This is a genomic window from Flavicella sp. (genome assembly GCF_037132785.1).
Lineage (GTDB): Bacteria > Bacteroidota > Bacteroidia > Flavobacteriales > Flavobacteriaceae > Flavicella.
The window spans coordinates 1-22902 of the sequence record NZ_JBAHZZ010000070.1; the positions used below are offsets into that span (position 1 = coordinate 1).

A 22902-nucleotide genomic window follows, 5' to 3' on the forward strand; every position below is an offset into this window, starting at 1 on the left:
AAAAACTAAAGGAAAATGAACCAAAAAATAGATCCATAACTAACATAAACAATGAAAATAAGAAAAAAAAATATAAATTTTAGATTTAAAAAGTCAAAATTGAAATCTAAAAATGAAAAGAGCATTATGCAACGGTCTTAAACTGCTTATAATCAAGTAATAAAAGCACCTTTTAGAGGGTATATATTTTTTGTTTTTCAACTAAAAGGAAAGGTTATTTACCTCAGTAGAGGTATTATTTAATCTTGGGAAATTAGAAATATAGCACTCGTTTTAATTCAGGTAATAAATGAGGTTAAATTAATCGTATGTGTCCTTACTTTAATAAGTTTGGGAATTGTTAGGTAGCGAAAGTATCTATTCCTGAATTAAAAAAACTTGTTGGAGAAAATCAAGAATGCGAATACGGCGTGAGCAGGAAAATGCTGTTTTTATTCGATGTTTAATTATACAACCCCGTATTCCCCAATTCTAAAAGAGGCATTAACTTGTTAACTAATTCAGGATTTTCTTGTGCGATGTTTTTAGTTTCTAAAGAATCATTTAAATGATCATAAAGTTCAATAGTTGGTTGTTGTTTTCTAAAGTATTTTGTAAGCCGATATCTTGATGTTCTTAAAGAAATACCATCTCTAAAATAACTATATGCCACTTTTTTTGTTTCATACTTATTAATTAATGGAATCAGACTACTTCCGTCTAATTGATAAGGAGCTTTAATATTACTAAGTTCTAATATTGTAGGATAAATATCTACAGTTTCTACAATCGTTTTATTCACGTTTTTTGAAGGTTTTTTACCCGGTATTTTAATGATCAGAGCGCTGTTTAGTGCATTTTCAAAAAGTGTATGTTTTCCCCAAACTTGTTGATCGCCTAAATGCCAACCATGATCTCCCCAAACAATTATAACGGTATTATTTTCTAAACCAAGATTTCGAACTTCTTCGATTAAGACCCCAACTTGTGCATCAATATAACTAACCGCTGCGTAATAAGCGTGTGTGATTTTTCTTGCATAATCATTAGAAACGGGTTGATTCAGTCCAGCCATTTCTTCTCCTAATTGGTAACCATTAAATTCACCACTATTGTGTAAACTACTCAATGAGATGTTTTGTGGGATTTTAGAATTGTCTGAAATTGGAATTTCTTCTCTTTTGTATAGGTTCCAATATTTTTTAGGAGCATTAAAAGGTAAATGAGGTTTAAAAAACCCGACTCCAAGAAAAAAAGGTTGTGATTTATTTTTGAGATCTTTAAGTTTAGAAACTGCTAATTTGGTTGTCAATCCATCTGGGTAGCCGTCATCATCAACATTTCCAGCTTCATATGGCTTCACCTGTCTTTTCATGCTTTGACGATTCTCGCCATCTGCATAGGCGAAGAAAGAGTTCCATCCAGTTTCCCACTTTCCAGCGTCAAAATGAAGTTCGTCCCAACTATATGGTAATTCTCTTTTGTTTGAAGGTTGTTCTTCATATCCATACACCAATCCATCAGCAGAATGACTAATTTTCCCAATACCTACGGTGTAATATCCATTTCGTTTTAAATGATGAATAAAAGATTCAGGTATTATACCTTCTGGTTTTGTTGATGTTTCTGTCACTATAACACTGTTTTTAAGCTGTGCTTTGGTTCTTGGTCTCAACCCTGTTAATAAACTATGTCTTGATGCACCACAAGTTGGTACTTGAACAAAATGATTGCTAAAAGCAGTACCTTCTGATGCCAGTTGATCTAAATTTGGAGTTTTGATGATTTTATTCCCATAAACCCCTAATTCAGTTCTAAGATCATCGATTGAAATGAATAATATGTTTGGTGCTTTTTGTTCAGAAGATTTTTCGCATGAAAAAAAAACGAAACTAATAAACGTTATAAAAAGTATATTTTTTATTGCTAATACCATCTTAAAAAATATTTTTATATGATTGATTCAGGGTTTTCAATGTTAAATTGTAATTCGTGGTGTTCGTTATATTTTGCATTTTCCTTAGTAAGAATATCAATAGGGGAATATATTTTCTTAATGGGATCTTTCTTTTTTACCAAATAATCAGTCATTAAATGAATAGAGTCGTAACCTTGATTAAAGGGTTTTTGAGAAATTAAAAAAGAAATTTTATCCTCTTCAAGGCATTTAATGTTTTGTGGTGTGTTGTCAAAACCAACCAATTGAATTTTCTCAAGAGCTTCTTGTTCTATGCAATTTGCAATTAAGGAAATTCTACTAGAAGGAACAAATATCCCCTTTATTTTAGCATTTTCATTTAAAAATGAATTTAATTTAAGTCCAGCTTTCTTTGTGTTTTTAAGGCTGTCCAATTGTAATTCAAAAGATTCTAATTGGATTTTATTTTTGACAAAATAATCATTGAAACCTTCGATTCTTTTAGAAATAGCATGGTAATTATTAATATTTAATCTTGTTTTGACACTTAATATAGAAGGCTGACTTCCCGAACTAAGGTGTATTAATTTGGCGGCAACATATCCACCCATATATGAATTTTGGCCGATAAAAGAAATATTGTTAAATCCATCTAGATCAATATTAAAGAACATATACGGAATATTCATAACTTCTAATTGTCGAACAATTTTTTTCGTTTCATTTATAAAAGTAGGAACAATCATAACCGCAGTTGGGTTAGATGTCATTAGATTGTTAAATTCATTTAAATAGGAACTAGAGTCAAATTGATCAAAAGTGAAATTTTTCACATCAATACCATAGGTTTTTACCTCATCACTCGCTTTTAATATTCCCATTAAAGGCGATTTCCAAAATAAATTATCTTTGTCATATTTAGGAATAAGAGTAGACAATTTATATTTATTTTTCATCGCTAGTGCTCTAGCAATCGGATTCGTTTTAAAGTTATATTTTTTTATAATAGATTTAACTAATTCCTTCGTTTTTTTTGAAATACCTCCTCTATCGTGAAGAACTCTGTCAACAGTTCCTTCAGAAACATTTGCTTCTTTTGCAATATCTTTTATTGTAATCATTTAATTAAAAATAATGTTAATTCCCTTTCTGCTCTTATTTAGCTAGCACTAATGCAAACTTAATGGATTAAATTTTGTTTTTATTAAATAATGCGTGATATCTTGTGAAATTAATAATAATTATTATATTTGCGTGGTCGCACACGTAAAAATACTTTTGACATGTGTGTTCTCGAAATGAATTTTTCTGAAAGCAAAAAAAGGAATTAAAAATTATGAGTAAAGTTGTGGTATTAACAGGGGCCGGCGGAGTATTGTGTAGCACTTTAGCGAAAGCATTGGCGAGAGAAGGTTATAAAGTTGCAGTTTTAGATTTAAGATTAGAATCTGCATTAAAAGTTGCAGATGAAATTAATGCTGAAGGTGGAATTTCTATAGGGGTTTATGCTAATGTTTTGGAAAAAGATTCTCTGATTCAAGCAAAAAAGGAAGTGAATGATCGATTTGGTTCTTGTGATATTTTAATAAATGGAGCTGGAGGGAATCATCCTTTAGGAACAACTTCTAATCCACATTTGGTAGAGGAAGATCTTACCAATAAGACAGATGGGTTTAAGACGTTTTTTGATTTAGATCCAGAGGGAATTAAATTTACTTTTGATTTAAACTTCATAGGGACATTGCTCCCAACGCAAGTATTTGCAAAAGACATGGTCGGTAAAAAAGGATGTAGTATTTTGAATATTTCTTCTATGAATGCTTTTACACCATTGACAAAAATACCTGCCTATAGTGGTGCAAAAGCTGCGGTTTCTAATTTTACGCAATGGTTGGCTGTTCACTTTTCAAAGGTCGGAATTCGGGTGAATGCCTTAGCTCCAGGATTTTTTCTTACAGATCAAAACAGAACATTGTTAACAACAGAAAATGGTGATTTGACTCAGAGAGGAAATACAATTATAGAACAAACTCCGATGGGGAAATTTGGAGAACCTGAAGATTTAATTGGAACAACATTATGGTTGTGTAGCGAAGGATCTAGTTTTGTAACAGGAATTGTCGTTCCGATTGATGGTGGTTTTAGCGCATTTAGTGGTGTTTAATAAATTATAAAAAGATGAGTGTAAGTTTAGAGAAAACTTGGAGATGGTACGGACCAAACGACCCTGTGTCTCTTTTGGATATAAAGCAAGCTGGGGCAACAGGAGTTGTTTCTGCATTACATCAAGTGCCCAATGGAGAGGTATGGACAGTTGAAGCAATTAAAGAACGAAAAAAAAACATAGAGAACGTTGGGTTAACTTGGTCTGTGGTTGAAAGTGTTCCGATTCATGAGGATATAAAAACGCAGTCAGGGAATTTTCAAACGTATATTAAAAATTATTCACAAACAATATTAAATTTAGGTGTTTGTGGAATAGATACAGTGTGTTATAATTTTATGCCTGTTCTTGATTGGACAAGAACTAGTTTGAATTATGAAGTAGAGGATGGCTCTAGAGCCTTGCGTTTTGACGCTACTGCATTTACTGTATTTGAAGTGTTTTTGTTGAAAAGACCGAATAGTAAAGAAAGTTATACAGACAGGCAATTGGCAGACGCAAAAACGATGTTTGAAAATATGAGTGAGGACGACAAGAATTTGCTTATAAAAAACATTATTGCTGGCTTACCTGGTGCAGAAGAAGGGTATACCTTAGAGGAATTTAATGCTATTTTAGCTACTTACAATATTGTTGGTACTAAAGAGTTAAAAGAACATTTGTTCTACTTTTTAAGTCAAATTATTCCAGCAGCAGAAAAAGCAGGCGTTTTAATGTGTATACATCCTGATGATCCTCCTTTTCCTATTTTAGGATTACCTAGAGTAGTTAGTACCGAGCAAGATATTAACGAATTATACGAGGCTGTTGATAGTCCAAATAACGGTTTGACTTTTTGTACGGGTTCGTTCGGAGTTCGTGCAGATAATGATTTACCTGGAATGGTAGAAAGATTAGGAAGCCGTATCCATTTTATTCATTTAAGAAGCACTCAGAGAGATGAGCTAGGGAACTTTCATGAAGCAAATCATCTAGAGGGAGATGTTGATATGTTTGGAGTTATGAAAGCATTAGTTATCGAACAAAGAAAGAGGATTAAGGCAGGAAGAAAAGATGTAAGAATGCCGATGCGTCCAGATCATGGTCATCAAATGTTGGATGATTTACATAAGAAAACCAACCCTGGTTATTCTGGAATAGGAAGATTAAGAGGGTTAGCAGAATTGAGAGGGTTGGAATTGGGAATTTCTAAAAGTTTATAATGAATAAAAAAATAAAATCAAAAGGATTTATAACAGATAATTTTTTATTAAATTCTGAACAGGCAAATATATTGTATCACCAATATGCGAAAAATATGCCAATAATAGATTATCATAACCATTTGTCGCCTAAGCAAATTGCAGAAGATAAACCTGTCGCAAATATCACCGATGCTTGGTTAAACGGCGATCATTATAAGTGGCGTGGAATGAGAGCCAACGGTATTGAAGAAAAATATATTACGGGTAAAGATTCATCAAAAGAAGAAAAATTCAATAAATGGGCAGAGACCGTTCCTTATACCTTAAGAAACCCTTTGTTTCACTGGACACAATTAGAACTCAAACGATATTTTGATATTGATGAAGTTTTACAGTCAAGTACAGCCACAAAAATATATGAAAAGGCAAATAAAGTTTTAGAAACAAAAACACCTTCTCAATTGTTAGAAGACATGAATGTAGAAGTTATTTGTACTACAGATGACCCCGTAGATTCATTAGAATATCATCAGGCAATAGCAAAGAAAAATATATTTACAAAAGTATTGCCAACTTTTAGACCCGATGTTTTAGTCTTGATAGAAAATGAGTCGTATCTAAGTTATTTAAAGAAACTGGAACGTTCTACTGAGGTCTCAATTAATAATTTAGAAAGTCTACTTACGGCAATTCAGAGTAGAATAGATTTTTTTGACCAAAACGGATGTCGCATTTCTGACTATGGTTTGAGTCAAATTTACGCTTTTGATTTTACTGACAAAGAGGCTAATATTGTATTGAAAAAACGATTGGATGGTGAAGAAATTTCAAGTACTGAAGCAAATTTATTTGCATCGTGTATTTTATATAATTTATGTAAAATGTATCATGCCAAAGACTGGACACAACAATTTCATTTAGGAGCAATACGTGATAATAATGATCGCTTAAACGAACAAGTGGGTGCCGATGCTGGATGCGATTCTATAGGTGATTTCAATCAAGCAGAGTTCATGTCTAAACTGTTTAATCGATTAGATTCAGAAAACAGTTTAAGCAAAACAATTTGTTATAACTTAAACCCTGCATATAATGAAGTATTTGCAACTATGATGGGTAATTATAGTGAAGGAGGAGTTCCTGGCAAAATGCAGTTTGGATCTGGATGGTGGTTTTTAGATCAAAAAGACGGTATGGAAAAACAAATGAATATCTTGTCTAATATGGGACTTTTAAGTCGTTTTGTTGGAATGCTTACCGATAGTCGTAGTTTTTTATCATTTCCTAGACATGAATATTTTAGAAGGATTTTGTGTGATTTGATGGCGGAAGATTTAAACAAAGGATTGATTCCAAATGATCTTCCATTTATAGGGAAAATAATTCAAGATATTTGTTATAATAACGCAGTGGCTTATTTTAAATTTAAATAAAATATAGATTTGAAAAAGCTAAATACAATCGATTGTATTTAGCTATATTTGTGAGTAATACAATAAGTGTAATGTATAAAACAAATAATTTTGGATTTAAAACAATTTAAGAAATGAGAAGTAAAATAATATTGATGTTGCTCGTAATCGCAGGGTTGAGTTCTTGCAAGAAAAATGAGGAATCTAAAATGCTTTATTTGGCTCATGGTTTGCCTCAGACACACCCTGTTCATAAAGGAATATTAGAGTTTCAAAAAGTTTTAGAAGAAAAGTCTAAGGGGGCTTTGAAGATTAAAATATTTCCAGATGCTCAATTAGGTTCTGAAAGAGAAGTGTTGGAATTGCTACAAATAGGAAGTGTAGCCGCTACAAAAGTGAGTGCATCAACTTTGTCAAACTTTGTTCCAGAATACCATCTATTGGGTATTCCTTATTTATTTAGAAACAAGGAGCATAAGTTTAGAGTATTAGAAGGCTCAATTGGCAAATCAATTTTAGAAAAGGGTAGTAAGTTTTGGTTACGGGGGCTTTGTTATTATGATGCGGGAAGTCGAAGTTTTTATACAAGCAATAAAGCAATTAGAACTCCAGATGATTTGAAAGGGCTTAAAATTAGAGTAATGAACAATCAAATGTCTATTAATATGGTGAATTCTATGGGAGGGTCTGCAACTCCATTGGCTTATGGGGAGTTATATACTGCAATTCAGCAAGGAGTTGTAGATGGAGCAGAAAACAATCCACCTTCATTTGTATCTTCAAATCATTTTGAGATTAGTAAATATTATACTTTAGATCAACATTCATCAGTGCCAGATGTACTTTTAATTGGCACGAAATTTTGGGAGAAATTATCTGAAGAAGAAAAAATATGGGTTCAAGAGGCTGCAGATGCATCTTCTCAGGCACAAAAAGTATATTGGAGTGACTCTGTAGAAGAATCAATGAAAGTAGCAAAAGAGCATGGGGTCGAAATTATTATTCCTGATAAATCATTATTTGCTGAAAAATCAAAATCTGTCGTAGAAGACTTTATCAAAAAATATCCTGAAATGGCATCTATTGTTAATCAAATTAAAAATCAATAGTTATGAATAGACCTGAACTTATTTTTAATAAAATAAATAAATTACTTGAGTGGTTCATGATTACAATTTTCGCACTTTTAGTGTTAGATGTGTTGTTTCAAGTTTTTTCGAGATATATTTTAGGATCCTCTTTTGCTTGGACAGAAGAATTTGCTCGATATTCATTGATTTGGATGACAATATTAGGAGCGGCCTATCTTAACGGCAAGAGAGAACATTTGTCTATGGACTTTTTATATGAAAAATTTTCTATGGCAAATAAAAAAAGAGCATCGATATTGATAGAAATCTTTATCTTTCTTTTTGCACTAATCGTTATGTTTATTGGAGGAGGGAATTTGGTCTATACTACTTTACATCTTGAACAACTCTCGGGTACACTCCGAATTCCTTTGGGTTATGTGTATTCAATTATGCCTATTAGCGGATTCTTAATCATGAGTTTTTCGGTATATCATATTACAAATATTTATACTAACAAAATCAATAATTAATTATGAGTATAGAAGTTATAAGTATTATCGTTTTGTTTGTAAGTTTTTTTATTCTTTTATTGATTAAAGTACCCGTTGCTTATAGTATTGGGATAGCTACAACACTAAGTTTATTATTGAATATTGATAGAATGCCTGGGATAACAACCATTGCTCAACGTATGACTACAGGAATTGATAGTTTTGCCTTGTTGGCAATCCCATTTTTTATTCTGGCTGGAGAAATTATGAAAAGAGGTGGAATTGCGAATCGTCTCATCAATTTCGCAAAATCCTTGGTAGCCAGTTTACCAGGAGGTTTGGCTTATGTAAATGTTTTAGCATCTATGCTTTTTGGCGCAATTTCTGGATCGGCTCTAGCAGCAGCATCTGCAATTGGTTCTATTATGACAGATCGTATGGAAGATGAAGGTTATCCAAGATCATTTAGCGCCGCAGTAAATATTACTTCTTCAACAACAGGATTATTGATTCCGCCAAGTAACATCCTAATAGTTTATGCCCTTGCAAGTGGTGGTACAGCATCTGTAGCAGCCTTATTTATTGCGGGTTATTTACCTGGGTTATTGGTTGGGTTTGCTATTATGGGATATATTGCTTTTATAGCCATTAACAGGGGTTATGCTAAAGGTAAAAGAGCTACAATGTTTGAGATTTGGACATATTTCAGAAAAGCCTTTTTTAGTCTTATGTTATTAGTCATTGTTGTAGGTGGTATTGTTGCTGGAATGTTTACAGCTACAGAAGCATCTGTGATTGCGGTATTATACGCTGGTGTTTTGGCCCTAGTTTACGGAGATATGAAAATAAAGGATTTTTCTGGAGTTTTGTTGTCAAGTGCAAAAACTACCGCGGTAGTTATGTTTTTAATTTGCACCTCTATGGCAATGTCTTGGTTATTTTCATTTGAAGGAATTCCAGAGATGATAAGTACATTTTTGTTAGATCAATTGAGTAATAAATTTCTAATTTTCTTAGCAATTAATATAATTTTGTTAATCGTAGGAACATTTATGGATATGACTCCTGCAGTACTTATATTTACACCTATTTTCCTTCCAGTAGTTACTACTTTAGGAATGGATCCAGTTCACTTCGGAATTGTTATCGTATTGAATTTATGTATTGGAATTTGTACACCACCTGTAGGAACGCTACTCTTTGTTGGTAGTGGAGTTGCTAAGATTTCTGTTACTCAAGTAATAAGGCCTTTACTCCCATTCCTAGCAATTATGGTAATAGTATTGATGTTAATAAGTTATATACCAGAAATATCTATGTTTTTACCTAGATTATTTGATTTGTAAAAATTAGAAATAAAAGAACCTCAATTGTAAAACACGATGAAATTTAATTTAAAACATGTTAAAATGAACAGAATTTTCACCCTTGTTATGCTTGTAGTATTAACAAGCTGTAGTCAAACAAAAAAAGATAATACGCCTTGGATTGAAATATTTGATGGCAAAACATTAACCGGATGGTCTATCATAGGAGGCAAGGCAACTTATGAAGTAAAAGATGATGCTATTATTGGAACATCTACTATGAATACACCAAATACATTTTTAATATCTGATAAAATTTATGGAGATTTTATTTTGGAACTCGATTACAAAGTTGATCCAAAATTGAATTCAGGAATTCAAATTAGAAGTAACAGTATTACTAACTATAGAAATGGAAGAGTACACGGATATCAAATTGAAATTGACCCTTCAGAAAGAGCATGGAGTGGTGGTATCTACGATGAGGCAAGAAGAGGATGGTTACAAACTTTAGACAACAATGCAAATGCACAAAAAGCATTCAAACAAAATGACTGGAATCATTATAGAATTGAAGCTATTGGAGATACTTTAAAAACTTGGATAAACGGAGTGCCAGCATCTTACTTAATAGATGATATGACCGCTACAGGATTTATTGGTTTACAAGTGCATAGTATTGGAATTGATAAAGAAAAAAATGGAACCCAAGTAATTTGGAAAAATATTAAAATTCTAACAGAAAATGTTCAGAAATACAGCAAAAAAATTTCTATTTCACCTGTAATTACACTGAATAACTTATTCGGAAGAGAAGCTGGAGAAGGCTGGAAAATGCTTTGGGATGGTAAAACGACAAAGGGTTGGAAAGGAGCTAAACTAGATAAATTTCCTGAAGGTGGTTGGGAAATTAAAGATGGAGTTCTTTCTGTTTTGGCTTCTGGAGGTAAAGAATCAGCCAATGGTGGAGACATTGTTACTACAGAAGAATATTCGGATTTTGAATTAAAGTTAGATTTTAAAATTACTGAAGGAGCTAATAGTGGAATTAAATACTTTGTAGATACAGAAATTAATAAAGGGGCTGGTTCATCTATTGGTTTAGAATATCAAATATTAGATGATTTAAGGCATCCTGATGCTAAATTAGGGAATCATGAAGGAAGCAGAACAAATAGTTCCCTTTACGATTTAATCAAAGCCAATGCTAATAAGATTGTAAATCCTATTGGTGAGTGGAACCAGGCGAGAATTCTTTCAAAAAACAATCATGTTGAGCATTGGTTAAATGGACGTAAAGTCTTAGAATATGAACGTAAGAGTCCTGAGTATTTAAAATTAGTTTCTGAGAGTAAATACAATAAATGGCCGAATTTTGGTGGAGGAGATCAAGGAAGAATTCTATTGCAAGATCATGGTGATAATGTTTCCTTTAGAAATATTAAAATACGTTCATTTAAAAAATAATAACTCATGAGTAGAAATAGAAGAAGTTTTATTAAAAAATCAGCTGCTGGTATTCTGGGTGTTGCAACACTTGGAATTCCCGAAATAGCTCAGGCATCAAAAAAGGAGAATAAAAAAGAAACAACAGCTACTTTAAAACTTGGAGTCGCTTCATTTTCATTACGTAATTTTTCTATGGAAGAAGCGCTTGATATGACAAAGCGATGTGGGTTGAATCGAATTACTTTTAAAAGTATGCATTTACCCCTAGATTCTTCAAAAGAAGAAATTCTAAAGGCGGTTGGAATATGTAAGGACAAAGGTATAGAATTGTACGGAGCAGGCGTAATTTATATGAAATCTAAGGAAGACGTAGATCAAGCATTTGAATATGCGAAAACTGCTGAAATTGAAATGATCGTTGGTGTTCCTAATCACGATTTATTAGATTATGTTGAGAAAAAAGTAAAGCAATACGATATCAAATTAGCGATTCATAATCATGGCCCTGGAGATAAACTATATCCAAGTGCAGAGAGTGCATATGTTCTAATAAAGAATATGGATAGCCGTATGGGACTGTGTATTGATATTGGGCATACAAAACGTATTCATAGAGAGCCAGAGCAAGATGTAAAGGAGTTTTTTGATCGCGTTTTTGATATCCACATAAAAGACGTTACAAAAGCCGAAGCAGATGGTAAAACATGTATTATTGGACGAGGCGTAATCAATTTCACATCGTTTTTAAATTCAATTACAAAATTAGGATATAAAGGAACATTGGCTCTAGAGTATGAAATAGAGGAGAAAGACCCACTCCCAGGAATGGCTGAATCCATAGGGTATATAAAAGGAATATTAACAACATTATAAATTTTGAAATATGAGTTCAGGTAGAAGAAGTTTTCTTAAAAAAGCCGCCGTTGGAGCTGTAGGTGTTGCCTTGGGTAATAGCGTAAATGCCATGTCGGCAAAAAGTTATTCAAATATAATAGGTGCCAATGATCGAATTAATATTGCTATTCAAGGTTTGGGTAGAAGGTTGGGAGCATATAAAGCCCCAATTATAAATAAAGATAACAACGTTAAGTTACTTTATTTATGTGATGTGATGAAAAGTCAACGTGAAAAGGCTGGTGCTTATTTTGGAAAAGTTCTTGATTACAAAATTGAATTAGAGAATAATTTTCAAAAGGTTTTAGACGATAAAGATGTAGATGCTATATTTATTGCAACCCCAGATCACTGGCATGCACCTGGTGCTATTATGGGAATGCAGGCAGGAAAGCATATTTATTTAGAAAAGCCATGTTCACATAACATGCATGAAAATGAATTAGTTGTGGAAGCTCAAAAAAAATATAATAAGTTGATTCAAATGGGAAATCAACAGAGATCTTCTGTGGAATCAAATGAGATTATCAAGGATATTCACAATGGAGTTATTGGAAAGGCCTACAAAGCAACGGCATTTTATGTTAATAAAAGAGGAAGAGTACCACATCAAACTAAAGCGGCTCCATTAGAAGGATTAGATTGGGATTTATTTCAAGGACCAGCCCCAAGAAGAGAATATACAGACAATACTTGGGACTATAATTGGCATTGGTACGGTTGGGATTTTGGAACTGCTGAAATGGGTAATAATGCAACACATGAGTTAGATATTGCACGTTGGGCTTTAGAAGTTGAATTTCCAAAATCTGTTGATGTAAGAGCTGGAAAAAATCAGTTTTTAGATGATGGTTGGGAAATGTACGATACTATGGAGGCTCGCTTTAAATTCTCTGGAGATAAGGTTATTGAATGGGATGGACAAAGCAGAAACGGATATAATAAATTTGGTTATGGACGTGGAACAATAATTTATGGTTCAGAAGGTTGCGTTTATGTAGACAGAGGAGGGTTTAAATTATTTGATCTTAAAGGTGAATTGATTAAAGACAGTAAATCAATCAAAGCAGAAAGCGGAACTGCCCTAGGAGGTGGTGGAGATCTTTCTACAAGGCACGCAGTTAACTTTTTTAAAGCGATTCGAGAAAAGGAAAAACTGGTTTCTCCAATCGTTCAAGGAGCAGTGAGTCAGGCAATGACACATTATGCAAACATTGCTTCTAGGATTGATAAATCTTTTGAAATAGACGAAAAGACAGGTCGTATATACGATAGAGATGCAATGAAATTATGGTCTCGTACTTACGAGCCAGGCTGGGAACCAAAATTATAAAACCAAAAAAAAGGTTATTTAGGCTCTTTTATAAGTGTTATAATTGTTTGAACAACAATATTATGTTGTTCTTCAAAAGAAATCAAATCCCCCCTTAATCATAGAATTATCACTCTATGATTAAGGGGGGGTTTTAGTAAAATAAATCCAACTCATAAACGCAACTTAAAGTTAGGGACAGTAAACTGAACTCCGTCTGAATAAAAAAATATTAATTTTATTCAAACATAAACCATTACACAAAAAGAGTTAACCGACATAGAAAAAAAGGCATTAGCTTGGTCTAATACCATTTTAATATTTAAATGACGCATTAAATTAGTTTCTATTTCCTTTATATTTCAATATTAAATAGAACCGTAACCTACGGCTATGCTTATATTTTTTATTTCATCTAAAGAAAAAAGATCAAATTTATTATCACCACTCGGTAATTCATTTGGTATAATAACTTAATTAGTTCATATAGAATTGTAAATATACACTACTCATAATGACTAATTTATAGTCCTTTTAGTTGATCTGTTCAATCAGCACCACACTCCACGGAGTCAGTTCTTGATCAATATGTAATATTCCATCCTTAGCAACAATTGCAATGCTTGTTTTTAAGTTTTCAGCCACTTGTTTCATTACTTTAATCTGCTCTCGTGTAGGAGGCTCTGGCTTACCCATTTTCTCCCAGTAGTCATAAATATTTCCATGATCTTTATCTAATACTTCAATTTTAAACTGTGTACCAGGCTTTAAATCTGTTAGCTCAAAATTTAATTTTTTTGAACTTGCCTTATAAAATTTGTCAATTTTCTTAATACTCTTTGGAACAGCATTATAATACTCCTCTGGATAGTTATAAGCCAAAGCAATAATTTTACCATTACCTGATTTACGGCTTACAAATAAATAATCGTCTTTATATAGTTTCTCATCTCCCAATTGATGAAGCATTCTATAAGCATGGTATGATGGTTTTACAAGTCCTTGAAAATTGATCATCCCAAAACCTCCATGAAAAATGCTTGCCGCACCTCCTTTTTCTTCAAATATATCAGTAAAAGTCCAGAATGCAAGCGAATTAGTCAATCCAATACTTTCTAAATTTGTTCTTACAATATAAGCTGCTGGCGGAAGAAAATCATGCATAGCATCTCTACTATTAGGACTTGTGTTCCACTCTGTCAAATGTATTTCAGCATTTGGAAATGCACTTTTAGCTATCACTTTATTTAACCATTTAATATCTTCAACAGTAGACTGTACATTGCGTGAAAAATCTTTCCCTTTGCCGGTTCTAGGATCTAAAGGAAAATCTGTTGGATAGGGATGTGTACTAATAAAATCTACTGGTAATTTTTCCTTTTCACAATATTCCAAAAAATCTTCAATCCAAACACCTCTCCATTCTAAATCATTAATATTATCAGCGGTAAAAGTGACATTAAAACCTCCCGTATTTTCACGTTCTCCCTCATAGCGATCATCAGCTACGAAATTACTAGTTGAAGGACCTCCAACTTTAAGCCTGTTATCAACAGATCTTACAGCTATGACGGATTGCTTATACAACTCAAAATACTGAGACTTTGTACCGTCCCAAAAACCACGTGTCAAATTTGGCTCATTCCAAACTTCAAAATACCAAGTCAATACTTCATCAATACCATATCGATCAACACAATGTTGCGTAAAAGCCTTAACTAAGTCGTGCCATTCACCAAATTTAGAATCATCAGGTGTGATATTTGCCTTCCACCAAAATTGAGTCTTACTATTTTCCGCTGCTAGAAGTGTTGGGAAATAGGCCAACTCAACAAAAGGCTTTACCTTTAAATCTAGCATTCTGTCAAATAAATCATCAATATATTGCCAGTTGTAGACAGTCTTACCTTTAACTTTAAGGATAGGGAACATGTCGTCGTGGAAAATACCATGAAAACGAACATATTCGAAACCGCAATTTTCCTGTACTTTTTCCAGTTGCTCCAACCAACCAGCTCGCAAACCTTCATTAGCTCGACCAGCACCTACGCACTTACTCCATAAGTGTTCTATTTTCTCTCCCTTTGCGGTTGAGTTTATTTTCACCTCCTTTTGCGAATATGCTATATTCACAAGTAAAATAGATAATCCAATAAATAATCCTTTTTTCATTTTTTAAGTTTTAAATTCTCTTTATCTATGGAAAATCATTAATTTTTTTGTTTGTCCTCCTGGATAAACCTACATCATTAATAATTTTTCACTACTACTTTTATTTGCTAACTACAAATCACTGTTTTTTTTATAATAGTGTCAATTCCTTTTTTGTCTCCGAACAATTAGACAAAAACAATACTTGCAAAAAACTACAAGACCATTAACTGGTTATGATCAAATATAATAGCTTTTAATTTTTTATTTCATCAATGACTACTCCAAATATCTGCCTAAAAATATCATTTCAAACTAGAATTTGGAAAACCATCTGGTAATGGAGGAACTATAAGAACTCCCTCCGGATCTGGTTTTCTGTTAGAAATTGTCTCTTTAAACCCATACCAATACACGCCAACTCCATAACCCATATTACAATCGGTTACGCTCCAAATTTCCATATCTAATTGAAGTGATGTTTCGAAAGGCATCGTATCCAATGAACGAGTACGTGTCTCTGTACTATAACCAGAGGTATTTCTTTCAGTGGTCGTTTTGCGATTTAACTTATTATATACATAAGATCTAGGTTGCGCATGAAAAGGGTGCTCATAAAAATCAGTACTTATACCTCCCCATGAATAAGCATAATAATCCTCGGTTCCTGTTCCGAAAAGAGATGGGAAATCCTCACCATCTACCCATATTTTTTCATCTCCTTCACCCCACCATTTTTTTACTGGATTCATAACTGTAAGGGCATCACCTACATACACTCCTTTTCCTTTTATTGTCACATAATTCCAATCAGAAAACGGACGTGTTGCTACGGGATATTGTCCATGCCAAGCAGCATTAAAATACATACTACGATTATCCCATTTCCAATCACCGATGACAACTTTAAGTTTTACATCAACCGACTCCTCTCCTAAATTGACAACAGTTATTTTTCCGCCTTTTTGATAAGGCATTACCCAACGGCAAGACATGGTTCCGTCCTCATCAACCGTTTGATACCATCCTTTAACAGGATTAAGACCAATACCAGTACCAAAGAAATCTCCAATGGGTGACCATACTGTCTGTTTTCCGTCAAATTCCATTTTTAGGACAACTGAACGCGTAACTTCAGGATTTTCGTAATTAGCTAATTTAAAAACTAATGATCTCACTGCTGCAACACCAGATGGTAAGAGAATTGATTTTTCTTTACCTGATTTTAACTTCGTATTCATTGAAATCATTTTTCCTTCAGTCGAGTTTAGAGGATTCAATAAAGTTTTCCCTATTTTTTCTATAAGAGGTTTTGCGGCATTAAAATCATCCATTGAAAATGATTTAACTTTTACATCCGAAGAATATTCTTGGTTAGTGTATTGAAAGAAAAAAGGTCTCTTTAAGGAAGTAATCTTAATTCCCTTAGCATAAGGTATTGGGAAAAAAGAAACTCCTGATCTAAGGGATTTATGAGCAAAAGGATATGGGATCAATCCAGTACCATCAAAAAGATGGAGCATATTACCTTCTATTACGGGTTCTGGGTTTCCATCTAGATAAATACGAATGGTCACATCGCTTTCAGGTTTATCTGAACTTAAAAAAGGGGTCCAAACACGAACAATAGCTCCAGCCCCAATATGCTCCATCAATACCCATTCTTTTTTACCATTTGTTTCCTCAGTTCTTATAAAATTATGATCACTCTCAGAACTATTATAATCGTGATTAGTAAACCAACCCACAGAATCTGACGGTGATTTTGAGGCACGATTGTAACTACTTCCCTGTTTTAACCTGAAATTTGACTCAGGAAAACTAGCTAATGCATCCCTATTAATCATTTCATTTAGTAACGATTCAATGGTCACAGTATTAGTTACCTGAGTGTACCCTGATATACTCATAAAAACAACCAATAAACACATTAAGTATTTCTCTATTAAATTTTTCATTTTACATATAATTATTGATGAATTATTTGGACTTTTATTTATCCTTTTTTTAAGTAAAAAAGGCTTATTTATTCTAAAACTTGCTCTAGTTTAATATAGTCGATGGCTAATTGTCCTTTTGATGGCTTCCAGTTTTTCTTGAAAATTCGTACTAAGTTATCACCAGCTTTCAATTCCACAATACCAAAATCAATTTCAGTAAAAGTTTTTGATTGCGGAAAAACAAACTCTCTGTACAGGTGACTATTTATCAATATATCGTGATTTGATTCTCCATCAGGAGAAGCATACCTTACTTTAAAACGATATTTTGCTGGTTTTGCTACTTGAGCTAAAATAGAAACATGGTCGTATGGATTATCAAAATTTGTAACATACCCTTTACCACTGTATCCTTTTATCCATGTATCAACAATAACATTATATAATGCTCCACCAGCGGCAAAGCCGTTTTCAGCTTCTAACTTGAGAGTAGTTTTAGTACGTTTTGCAATCCCCAAACCTTCTTTTGAAGGAATAATAGGTATGATATTTCCTTCTTTGTCATACTCAATGTAATCCGCCATTACAGAACGAGTTTCACTCAACCCTCCAGAAAGCCATGCACTGTGATAAAACATAATATCCTTTCCTTTGTAGTTTACAATACCTCCATGATTCGTACCACTTTGTCCTTCAAAATCATCTATAAAACAACCTTTATACTCATAAGGTCCTAATGGCTTATCAGCAACCCCATAAAACATTTTTTCTGGCCATTTACGTGGAGTAAGTCCTGGATAAGTCAAGTAATATTTATCATTTGCTTTATGTACCCAAGGACCTTCAAAAACATATTTTAATTGTGACTTAAAATCTACTTGTGTTTCAGGTTTAATAGACATCAGGTCATCATTAAGTTCAGCACCATAACATTCACGATCATGCCCCCAATAAAGATAAGGAGTACCATCATCATCAATAAAAATGGCAGGATCTTGACCAAATTCAACACCTTTAATATAACCTAAGTCTGTAAATGGCCCTTCAGGAACATCACTTCGTGCAATACCGGTTCTAAAAAGTCCAATCCCAGCTTCCTTCATACAATATATAAGATAGTACTTCCCCCTGTAATAGGCTGCATCCATAGCCCAGGCATGACTTTCTGCCCATGCTACATTTTCTAAATGTAAAATACGTCCATGGTCTGTCCAATTTACCAAATCGGTAGTAGAAAATGCATGATAGCCAGTCATTCCATAATGGTTATTAGAACCAGGCTCATCATGACTAGTATATACCCAAAGACGATCGTCATTTGGCCATACATGTGGAGATGGATCCGCAGTAAAAACGTGCGTGAAAATTGGATTCTGAGCAATTGCAGTGAATGACATCACTAGCAAAAGACTATATAATATATATATTTTCATGATACTTATTTAATTTATTTAACTATCTCAAATTATTTAATTGTTCTTTCTTCTCTTATTAGTTTACCGTCGACAAGTTCCTTGACATGAACTAAAATTTGTCCGTTTTCTTCATCCAGACCCTTGATTGTTAGCTCTTGAATTCTTCCATCTATCAATTCCACAACAAGTTTATCAGCACTTTTTGCCGTCACAGATTTAATTACGGATTCATTTTCAAATGGCTCTAAAACCGCTAAATATCTTGCCTTTTTACCATGGCTTCTAACCGCCATGTTTTTAAGCCTAGATGTTTCATCTCCTAAAGGATAATCCCCTCCTATTTTTGCTTGAAAAGACACAGCTTCTAAGCCTGTAAGATCAATAATTACCTTAGCAGATTGCTTAGTATCCTTAGGCATTGCAGGAGTTGAGTTATTCATCAGCTCTCCTTGTATTTTAATTGGACCTCCATAATAATCTTTTCCTTTTTCCTCAGGAACTAAAACATTTTCGTACTTTACAGGAAGTGACGATACAAAAATTTCTGAACCATTTTTTAAAATAAGCTTTGCGTCTCCCCAAAAAAGGGTGTTGTTTTTGACTTTTTCCTCTGTCTTGGATATTAATTCCAATTTACTTTTATTTGAAATATCTATTGAGATATTTTTGCTACCTAAAATCCATGCCCCTGTTTTGTCATCCACCAATTTCTCTCCATCAGCAGATACTGTATACCAAAGTTTTTTGTTTACAGAAACCGTCTCCGTTGAGGTACCAATCATGATTTTACTTTTTCTAGGCCACGCATTGTAAACATCAATTTTCAAAGGTCCATCGGCTCTATTTGGCATTCGAACACCTCTGTTATCACACCCTTCTCCAAAGCACATTTCATACTGCGTTTTAGAAGTTCCTTCCACATTATACCAGTCACAATCTGTAATAAACTGCGCACTTCCAAGAGGATCCGTACTCATTTGATTTGTATGATGTGAGAACTCAACCTTATCTGCTGTAACCTGTTTGAACCCCTTAATTTGTAGCATCCAATCAAACTGATGTTCTTTTTCACCTTCTAGATAATCAGCCAAAACTACATAATCATCCATCATTACCATAACTCTCCTTTGCATTACTGGCTCAGTATAACCAGTTACCTCACCATAATCAGGAGCATCTACTGGCATTTTTATGGTACGACTTTCATCCCACATTTTCTTAGCAAAAGATTTTTCAGGGGAACCAATTCCTCCATACGGAGGATAACTCCACTTAGAATCTGTTTCAATTGCGGTAACTTGCATCATATCTCCTGAATAAAATAAAGTTCTCTTATTAGGTACAGGTTGTTGCATTTTTTCATCTACCACTACCATGTTTTTATTAATAGATGTTTGCTTCCAAAATTTATACATATAACTCTGATAGCCGAACCAATAAGACAAAGTTCCGTAAAAACTACGCCCATAACGAGACATATTTACCATACTTGTTCTATCGAAATGACCATGAAACCCTCCATGTGAGCCATAATGTAGTGATGCTTGGATTTGCTCCCTTTGTTCTCTCCCTTCTTTTTGAGACCTTAATTGAACAATCCCCATATTATCTGCATAGGCAGATTGTTTCATTTTCTCAGAAGTAACATTAGGTAATTCTGGCACACCGTATAATAAATCTCTCTTGCCTCCACGATTAATAATTGCGGCATACTCAGGATCTCTGTATAAATAATAAGCTAATTCATATGGTTTCCCTGAAATTTTTGATTCTATAGCATCATTCACAGCAAGAATAACTCCTCTATAGTCCAAAAATTGAATTGTAGCATCCCACATGTTTTTGATTCCTACATTATTATGTTCTAAATTCCCCCATTTTTCAAACTCCATACCAAATACACCACCTACTCTTCGACTGGCAAGTAGAGAAAAGTGTTTAGAAGTTCCTAGAGGAAATGTCTTATCCTTAAAATTGATTCCCCAAGGTTCCAACGCTAATGCGATCTCTGAAAACTCAGTAGCCACCCAAGTATTGTAACCTACAGCACATTCGTACCACCAGCCATCATTCATGATACCATGTTCTAAATGCTTATAAATACCCGTCGGCGAAGTCAACAATTGATTGATAAGGTGCCAGTCCTGTAGATTCATCGCACAGTAAAATGCTGCCGTAATTTCAGCAACATTCCAATTACTAATCGCTCCTTTAACATTCCCTTTTATGGTCTGATTGACAAACAATCGAAACGTTTTTTTTGTTAATTTTCTATCATTGACAGTAACTTGTGGGCTATCTCTAATCAAATCATACATTCTCCCAACTGCTTGCCAAAATTTCCCTTCACCAACAAAAACATTACTTCCACCAACCAAAGTAGCTGGATAACCGGTTTCTGGATCAATTAAACGACGTAACAATTTTAAACATTTAGTTGCGTATTTTTCGTTTTTTGTGAGTTGATACGCTATTGCACAATTATAGATTTCATGACCTGCTGTATTAAATACGGCTTTACCCAATGGCCTTCCGTTAATATTAGAGAAATCATTTCCTTCGGGCACTTTCCATTTATCTGCTTTTTTTATATAATCATCAAAACTTTTTTTCGCCCATTCATAATTTTCAGATTTTTCTCTTATCCTTTGCCACCCTTCAGCAGAGAAAACTACATTTGGAGTCGGAACTCGAACCGCTGTTATAAATTCTATCGACACTTCAGAACCTCCATAGCCGTTTGATATGGCTTTTACTATTTTCTTTTCACGAATCCCCGTTGGTAAATGACTAGGGATATTCACCACTAACTGAAGGGTTTTAACTTCTCCTGGTTCCAAATCAATAGCATCTGTATTAAGTATTGCCTCCATAGACTCCCAACCTTCGGTTTCCACTAGCAACTGTACTCCTTGTTTTAAATCGGTGGTATTACCCACTTCAAATTCATATACAACCTGTGTTCCTGGATCTGATGACTTGCCTTGATACTTCGCTTCTATAGAAGTTGTAAGTCCTTTGGTTACTTGTATATTTCGTATCTTATATTTATCATCTGATGTTGCTGTTAACAAAACATCTTTGATTGCGAAAAGTGTACCTCTTCTTTGCCCCAAGTCAATATCAAACATACCCCATGGAATATAAAGTGAATGCCACCCCTTTCCTGACAATCGAATTTTGGCTATACTCACTGGATTCAATTCTTTAGAGTCTAATTCATCTACTTTAAGAATCACTGATACCTGAGATGAACTCATTGAGTTTAAATAAACATCAAAAGTCAATCCATTAAATTGAGTCCAGTCGGCAGAATCCCCTTTAAAAGGTCTTTTGATACCAGGAAAATAAATTCTATTTTGATTGGAATACGTATAAGAAATTGTATCCCCTTTATTGACAATAGCAATATCTCTTTTCACTTTAGAAATCCCTTTCCAATCAGAAAAATATTTACTTCCTACTTGTTTTCGTTGTTGAGCGATTGCAACACAGGACAACAACAAAACAAAGACTAAAATACTTTTTTTTATACTCATTTATACTCTTTTATTCGCTAAATTTAATATTGCAAAACATTATCAATCTAAGAATTCCATTTAACCAAAAATATTTTCATACCAATTAATCAAATTCTTTAAGACAAATCAAGGATAAACAAATTTTCAAATAAATCATATAAGCTATAAGTCATTCACTATAAATTATTCTTCATTATACGTACCTGCTAACAAAATTCCTCTTTTTGATGGCAACACAAGTAAATAGCCTTTAAAAATCAAATTGGTATTACTTCAAAATCTTGCGAAAAACCATAAACTACTGGATCAATAAAAAAACAATCCTAGCAAAAACCTTTTTGGGATAATTACAATACAATTTGATTTTCAAATGACGTAATGATAATTTGGAATGTTTTTATTCAGGTAAGCAACAGAAACATAGTTCCGCTACGGCTTTATTTTTGTATGAAACATGAATGAAAAAGAGCAGTTTTAATGCCTGTAAATATAACCAAGCTTGTAAGGCCCTTTACGATAGGATTGTAGCAAAGGGAAAGAGTAAAAAGTTAGTGCTAATAGCGGTTTGTAATAAGCTCTTGAAACAAGCCTTTGCAATTGCTAAATCTAGGATTCCTTACGATCAAAATTATAGAAGTACTTTACAAGTGAATTAATCAAAATTTAATTGTTTTTTACCACAGTTCTTTGTT

At 33.5% G+C, this 22902-nt stretch carries 15 protein-coding genes and 1 pseudogene; 10 read left to right on the plus strand and 6 right to left on the minus strand.

Annotated elements, in window-relative coordinates; genetic code table 11:
• Positions 1-442: 442 nt before the first annotated feature.
• On the minus strand, positions 443-1915 hold the full coding sequence (locus V5787_RS04500) for a sulfatase (RefSeq protein ID WP_336892077.1): 1473 nt from the start codon (positions 1913-1915) through the stop codon (positions 443-445).
• Between the two features lie 14 nt (positions 1916-1929).
• A complete protein-coding gene (locus V5787_RS04505) occupies positions 1930-3018 on the minus strand; it encodes a substrate-binding domain-containing protein (RefSeq protein ID WP_336892078.1) in 1089 nt (362 codons plus the stop codon).
• A gap of 212 nt (positions 3019-3230) precedes the next feature.
• Here V5787_RS04505 and V5787_RS04510 point away from each other — a divergent pair, with 212 nt between their 5' ends.
• From V5787_RS04510 to V5787_RS04550, 9 genes are all read left to right on the plus strand, one after another.
• Complete coding sequence (locus V5787_RS04510; protein WP_336892091.1) at positions 3231-4061, plus strand: SDR family oxidoreductase; 831 nt, start codon at positions 3231-3233, stop codon at positions 4059-4061.
• A gap of 14 nt (positions 4062-4075) precedes the next feature.
• The gene (gene uxuA / locus V5787_RS04515) at positions 4076-5263 is read left to right on the plus strand and encodes a mannonate dehydratase (RefSeq protein WP_336892079.1); all 1188 of its coding nucleotides are present in this window, start codon (positions 4076-4078) and stop codon (positions 5261-5263) included.
• Positions 5263-6678: a glucuronate isomerase gene (uxaC, locus tag V5787_RS04520; RefSeq protein WP_336892080.1), complete on the plus strand. Its 1416-nt coding sequence runs from the start codon at positions 5263-5265 to the stop codon at positions 6676-6678. The genes uxuA and uxaC overlap by 1 nt, the downstream gene beginning before the upstream one ends.
• 113 nt (positions 6679-6791) lie before the next feature.
• A complete protein-coding gene (locus V5787_RS04525; RefSeq protein ID WP_336892081.1) occupies positions 6792-7766 on the plus strand; it encodes a TRAP transporter substrate-binding protein in 975 nt (324 codons plus the stop codon).
• Positions 7767-7768: 2 nt separating this feature from the next.
• Positions 7769-8260 carry a TRAP transporter small permease gene (locus V5787_RS04530; protein ID WP_336892082.1) on the plus strand — a complete coding sequence of 164 codons (492 nt, stop codon included), beginning with the start codon at positions 7769-7771 and terminating at the stop codon, positions 8258-8260.
• A gap of 2 nt (positions 8261-8262) precedes the next feature.
• Positions 8263-9567, plus strand: a complete 1305-nt coding sequence (locus V5787_RS04535; RefSeq protein WP_336892083.1) for a TRAP transporter large permease subunit — start codon at positions 8263-8265, stop codon at positions 9565-9567.
• A 63-nt stretch (positions 9568-9630) separates the two neighbouring features.
• On the plus strand, positions 9631-10995 hold the full coding sequence (locus V5787_RS04540) for a DUF1080 domain-containing protein (protein ID WP_336892084.1): 1365 nt from the start codon (positions 9631-9633) through the stop codon (positions 10993-10995).
• A gap of 6 nt (positions 10996-11001) precedes the next feature.
• Positions 11002-11850: a sugar phosphate isomerase/epimerase family protein gene (locus tag V5787_RS04545; protein ID WP_336892085.1), complete on the plus strand. Its 849-nt coding sequence runs from the start codon at positions 11002-11004 to the stop codon at positions 11848-11850.
• Between the two features lie 10 nt (positions 11851-11860).
• Positions 11861-13204, plus strand: a complete 1344-nt coding sequence (locus V5787_RS04550; protein WP_336892086.1) for a Gfo/Idh/MocA family oxidoreductase — start codon at positions 11861-11863, stop codon at positions 13202-13204.
• A gap of 513 nt (positions 13205-13717) precedes the next feature.
• Here V5787_RS04550 and V5787_RS04555 read toward each other — a convergent pair.
• The 4 genes from V5787_RS04555 to V5787_RS04570 form a co-directional block, all read right to left on the minus strand.
• Complete coding sequence (locus V5787_RS04555; protein WP_336892087.1) at positions 13718-15355, minus strand: hypothetical protein; 1638 nt, start codon at positions 15353-15355, stop codon at positions 13718-13720.
• A 284-nt stretch (positions 15356-15639) separates the two neighbouring features.
• Complete coding sequence (locus V5787_RS04560) at positions 15640-17292, minus strand: glycoside hydrolase family 172 protein (protein WP_336892088.1); 1653 nt, start codon at positions 17290-17292, stop codon at positions 15640-15642.
• A 68-nt stretch (positions 17293-17360) separates the two neighbouring features.
• Positions 17361-18707, minus strand: a complete 1347-nt coding sequence (locus tag V5787_RS04565; protein WP_336892089.1) for a family 43 glycosylhydrolase — start codon at positions 18705-18707, stop codon at positions 17361-17363.
• Between the two features lie 32 nt (positions 18708-18739).
• A complete protein-coding gene (locus V5787_RS04570; protein WP_336892090.1) occupies positions 18740-22228 on the minus strand; it encodes a hypothetical protein in 3489 nt (1162 codons plus the stop codon).
• 452 nt (positions 22229-22680) lie between these two features.
• On the opposite strand from V5787_RS04570, the pseudogene V5787_RS04575 reads away from it, so the two are divergent.
• Positions 22681-22866: pseudogene (locus V5787_RS04575) on the plus strand (IS110 family transposase); the annotation flags it as partial.
• Positions 22867-22902: the final 36 nt, after the last annotated feature.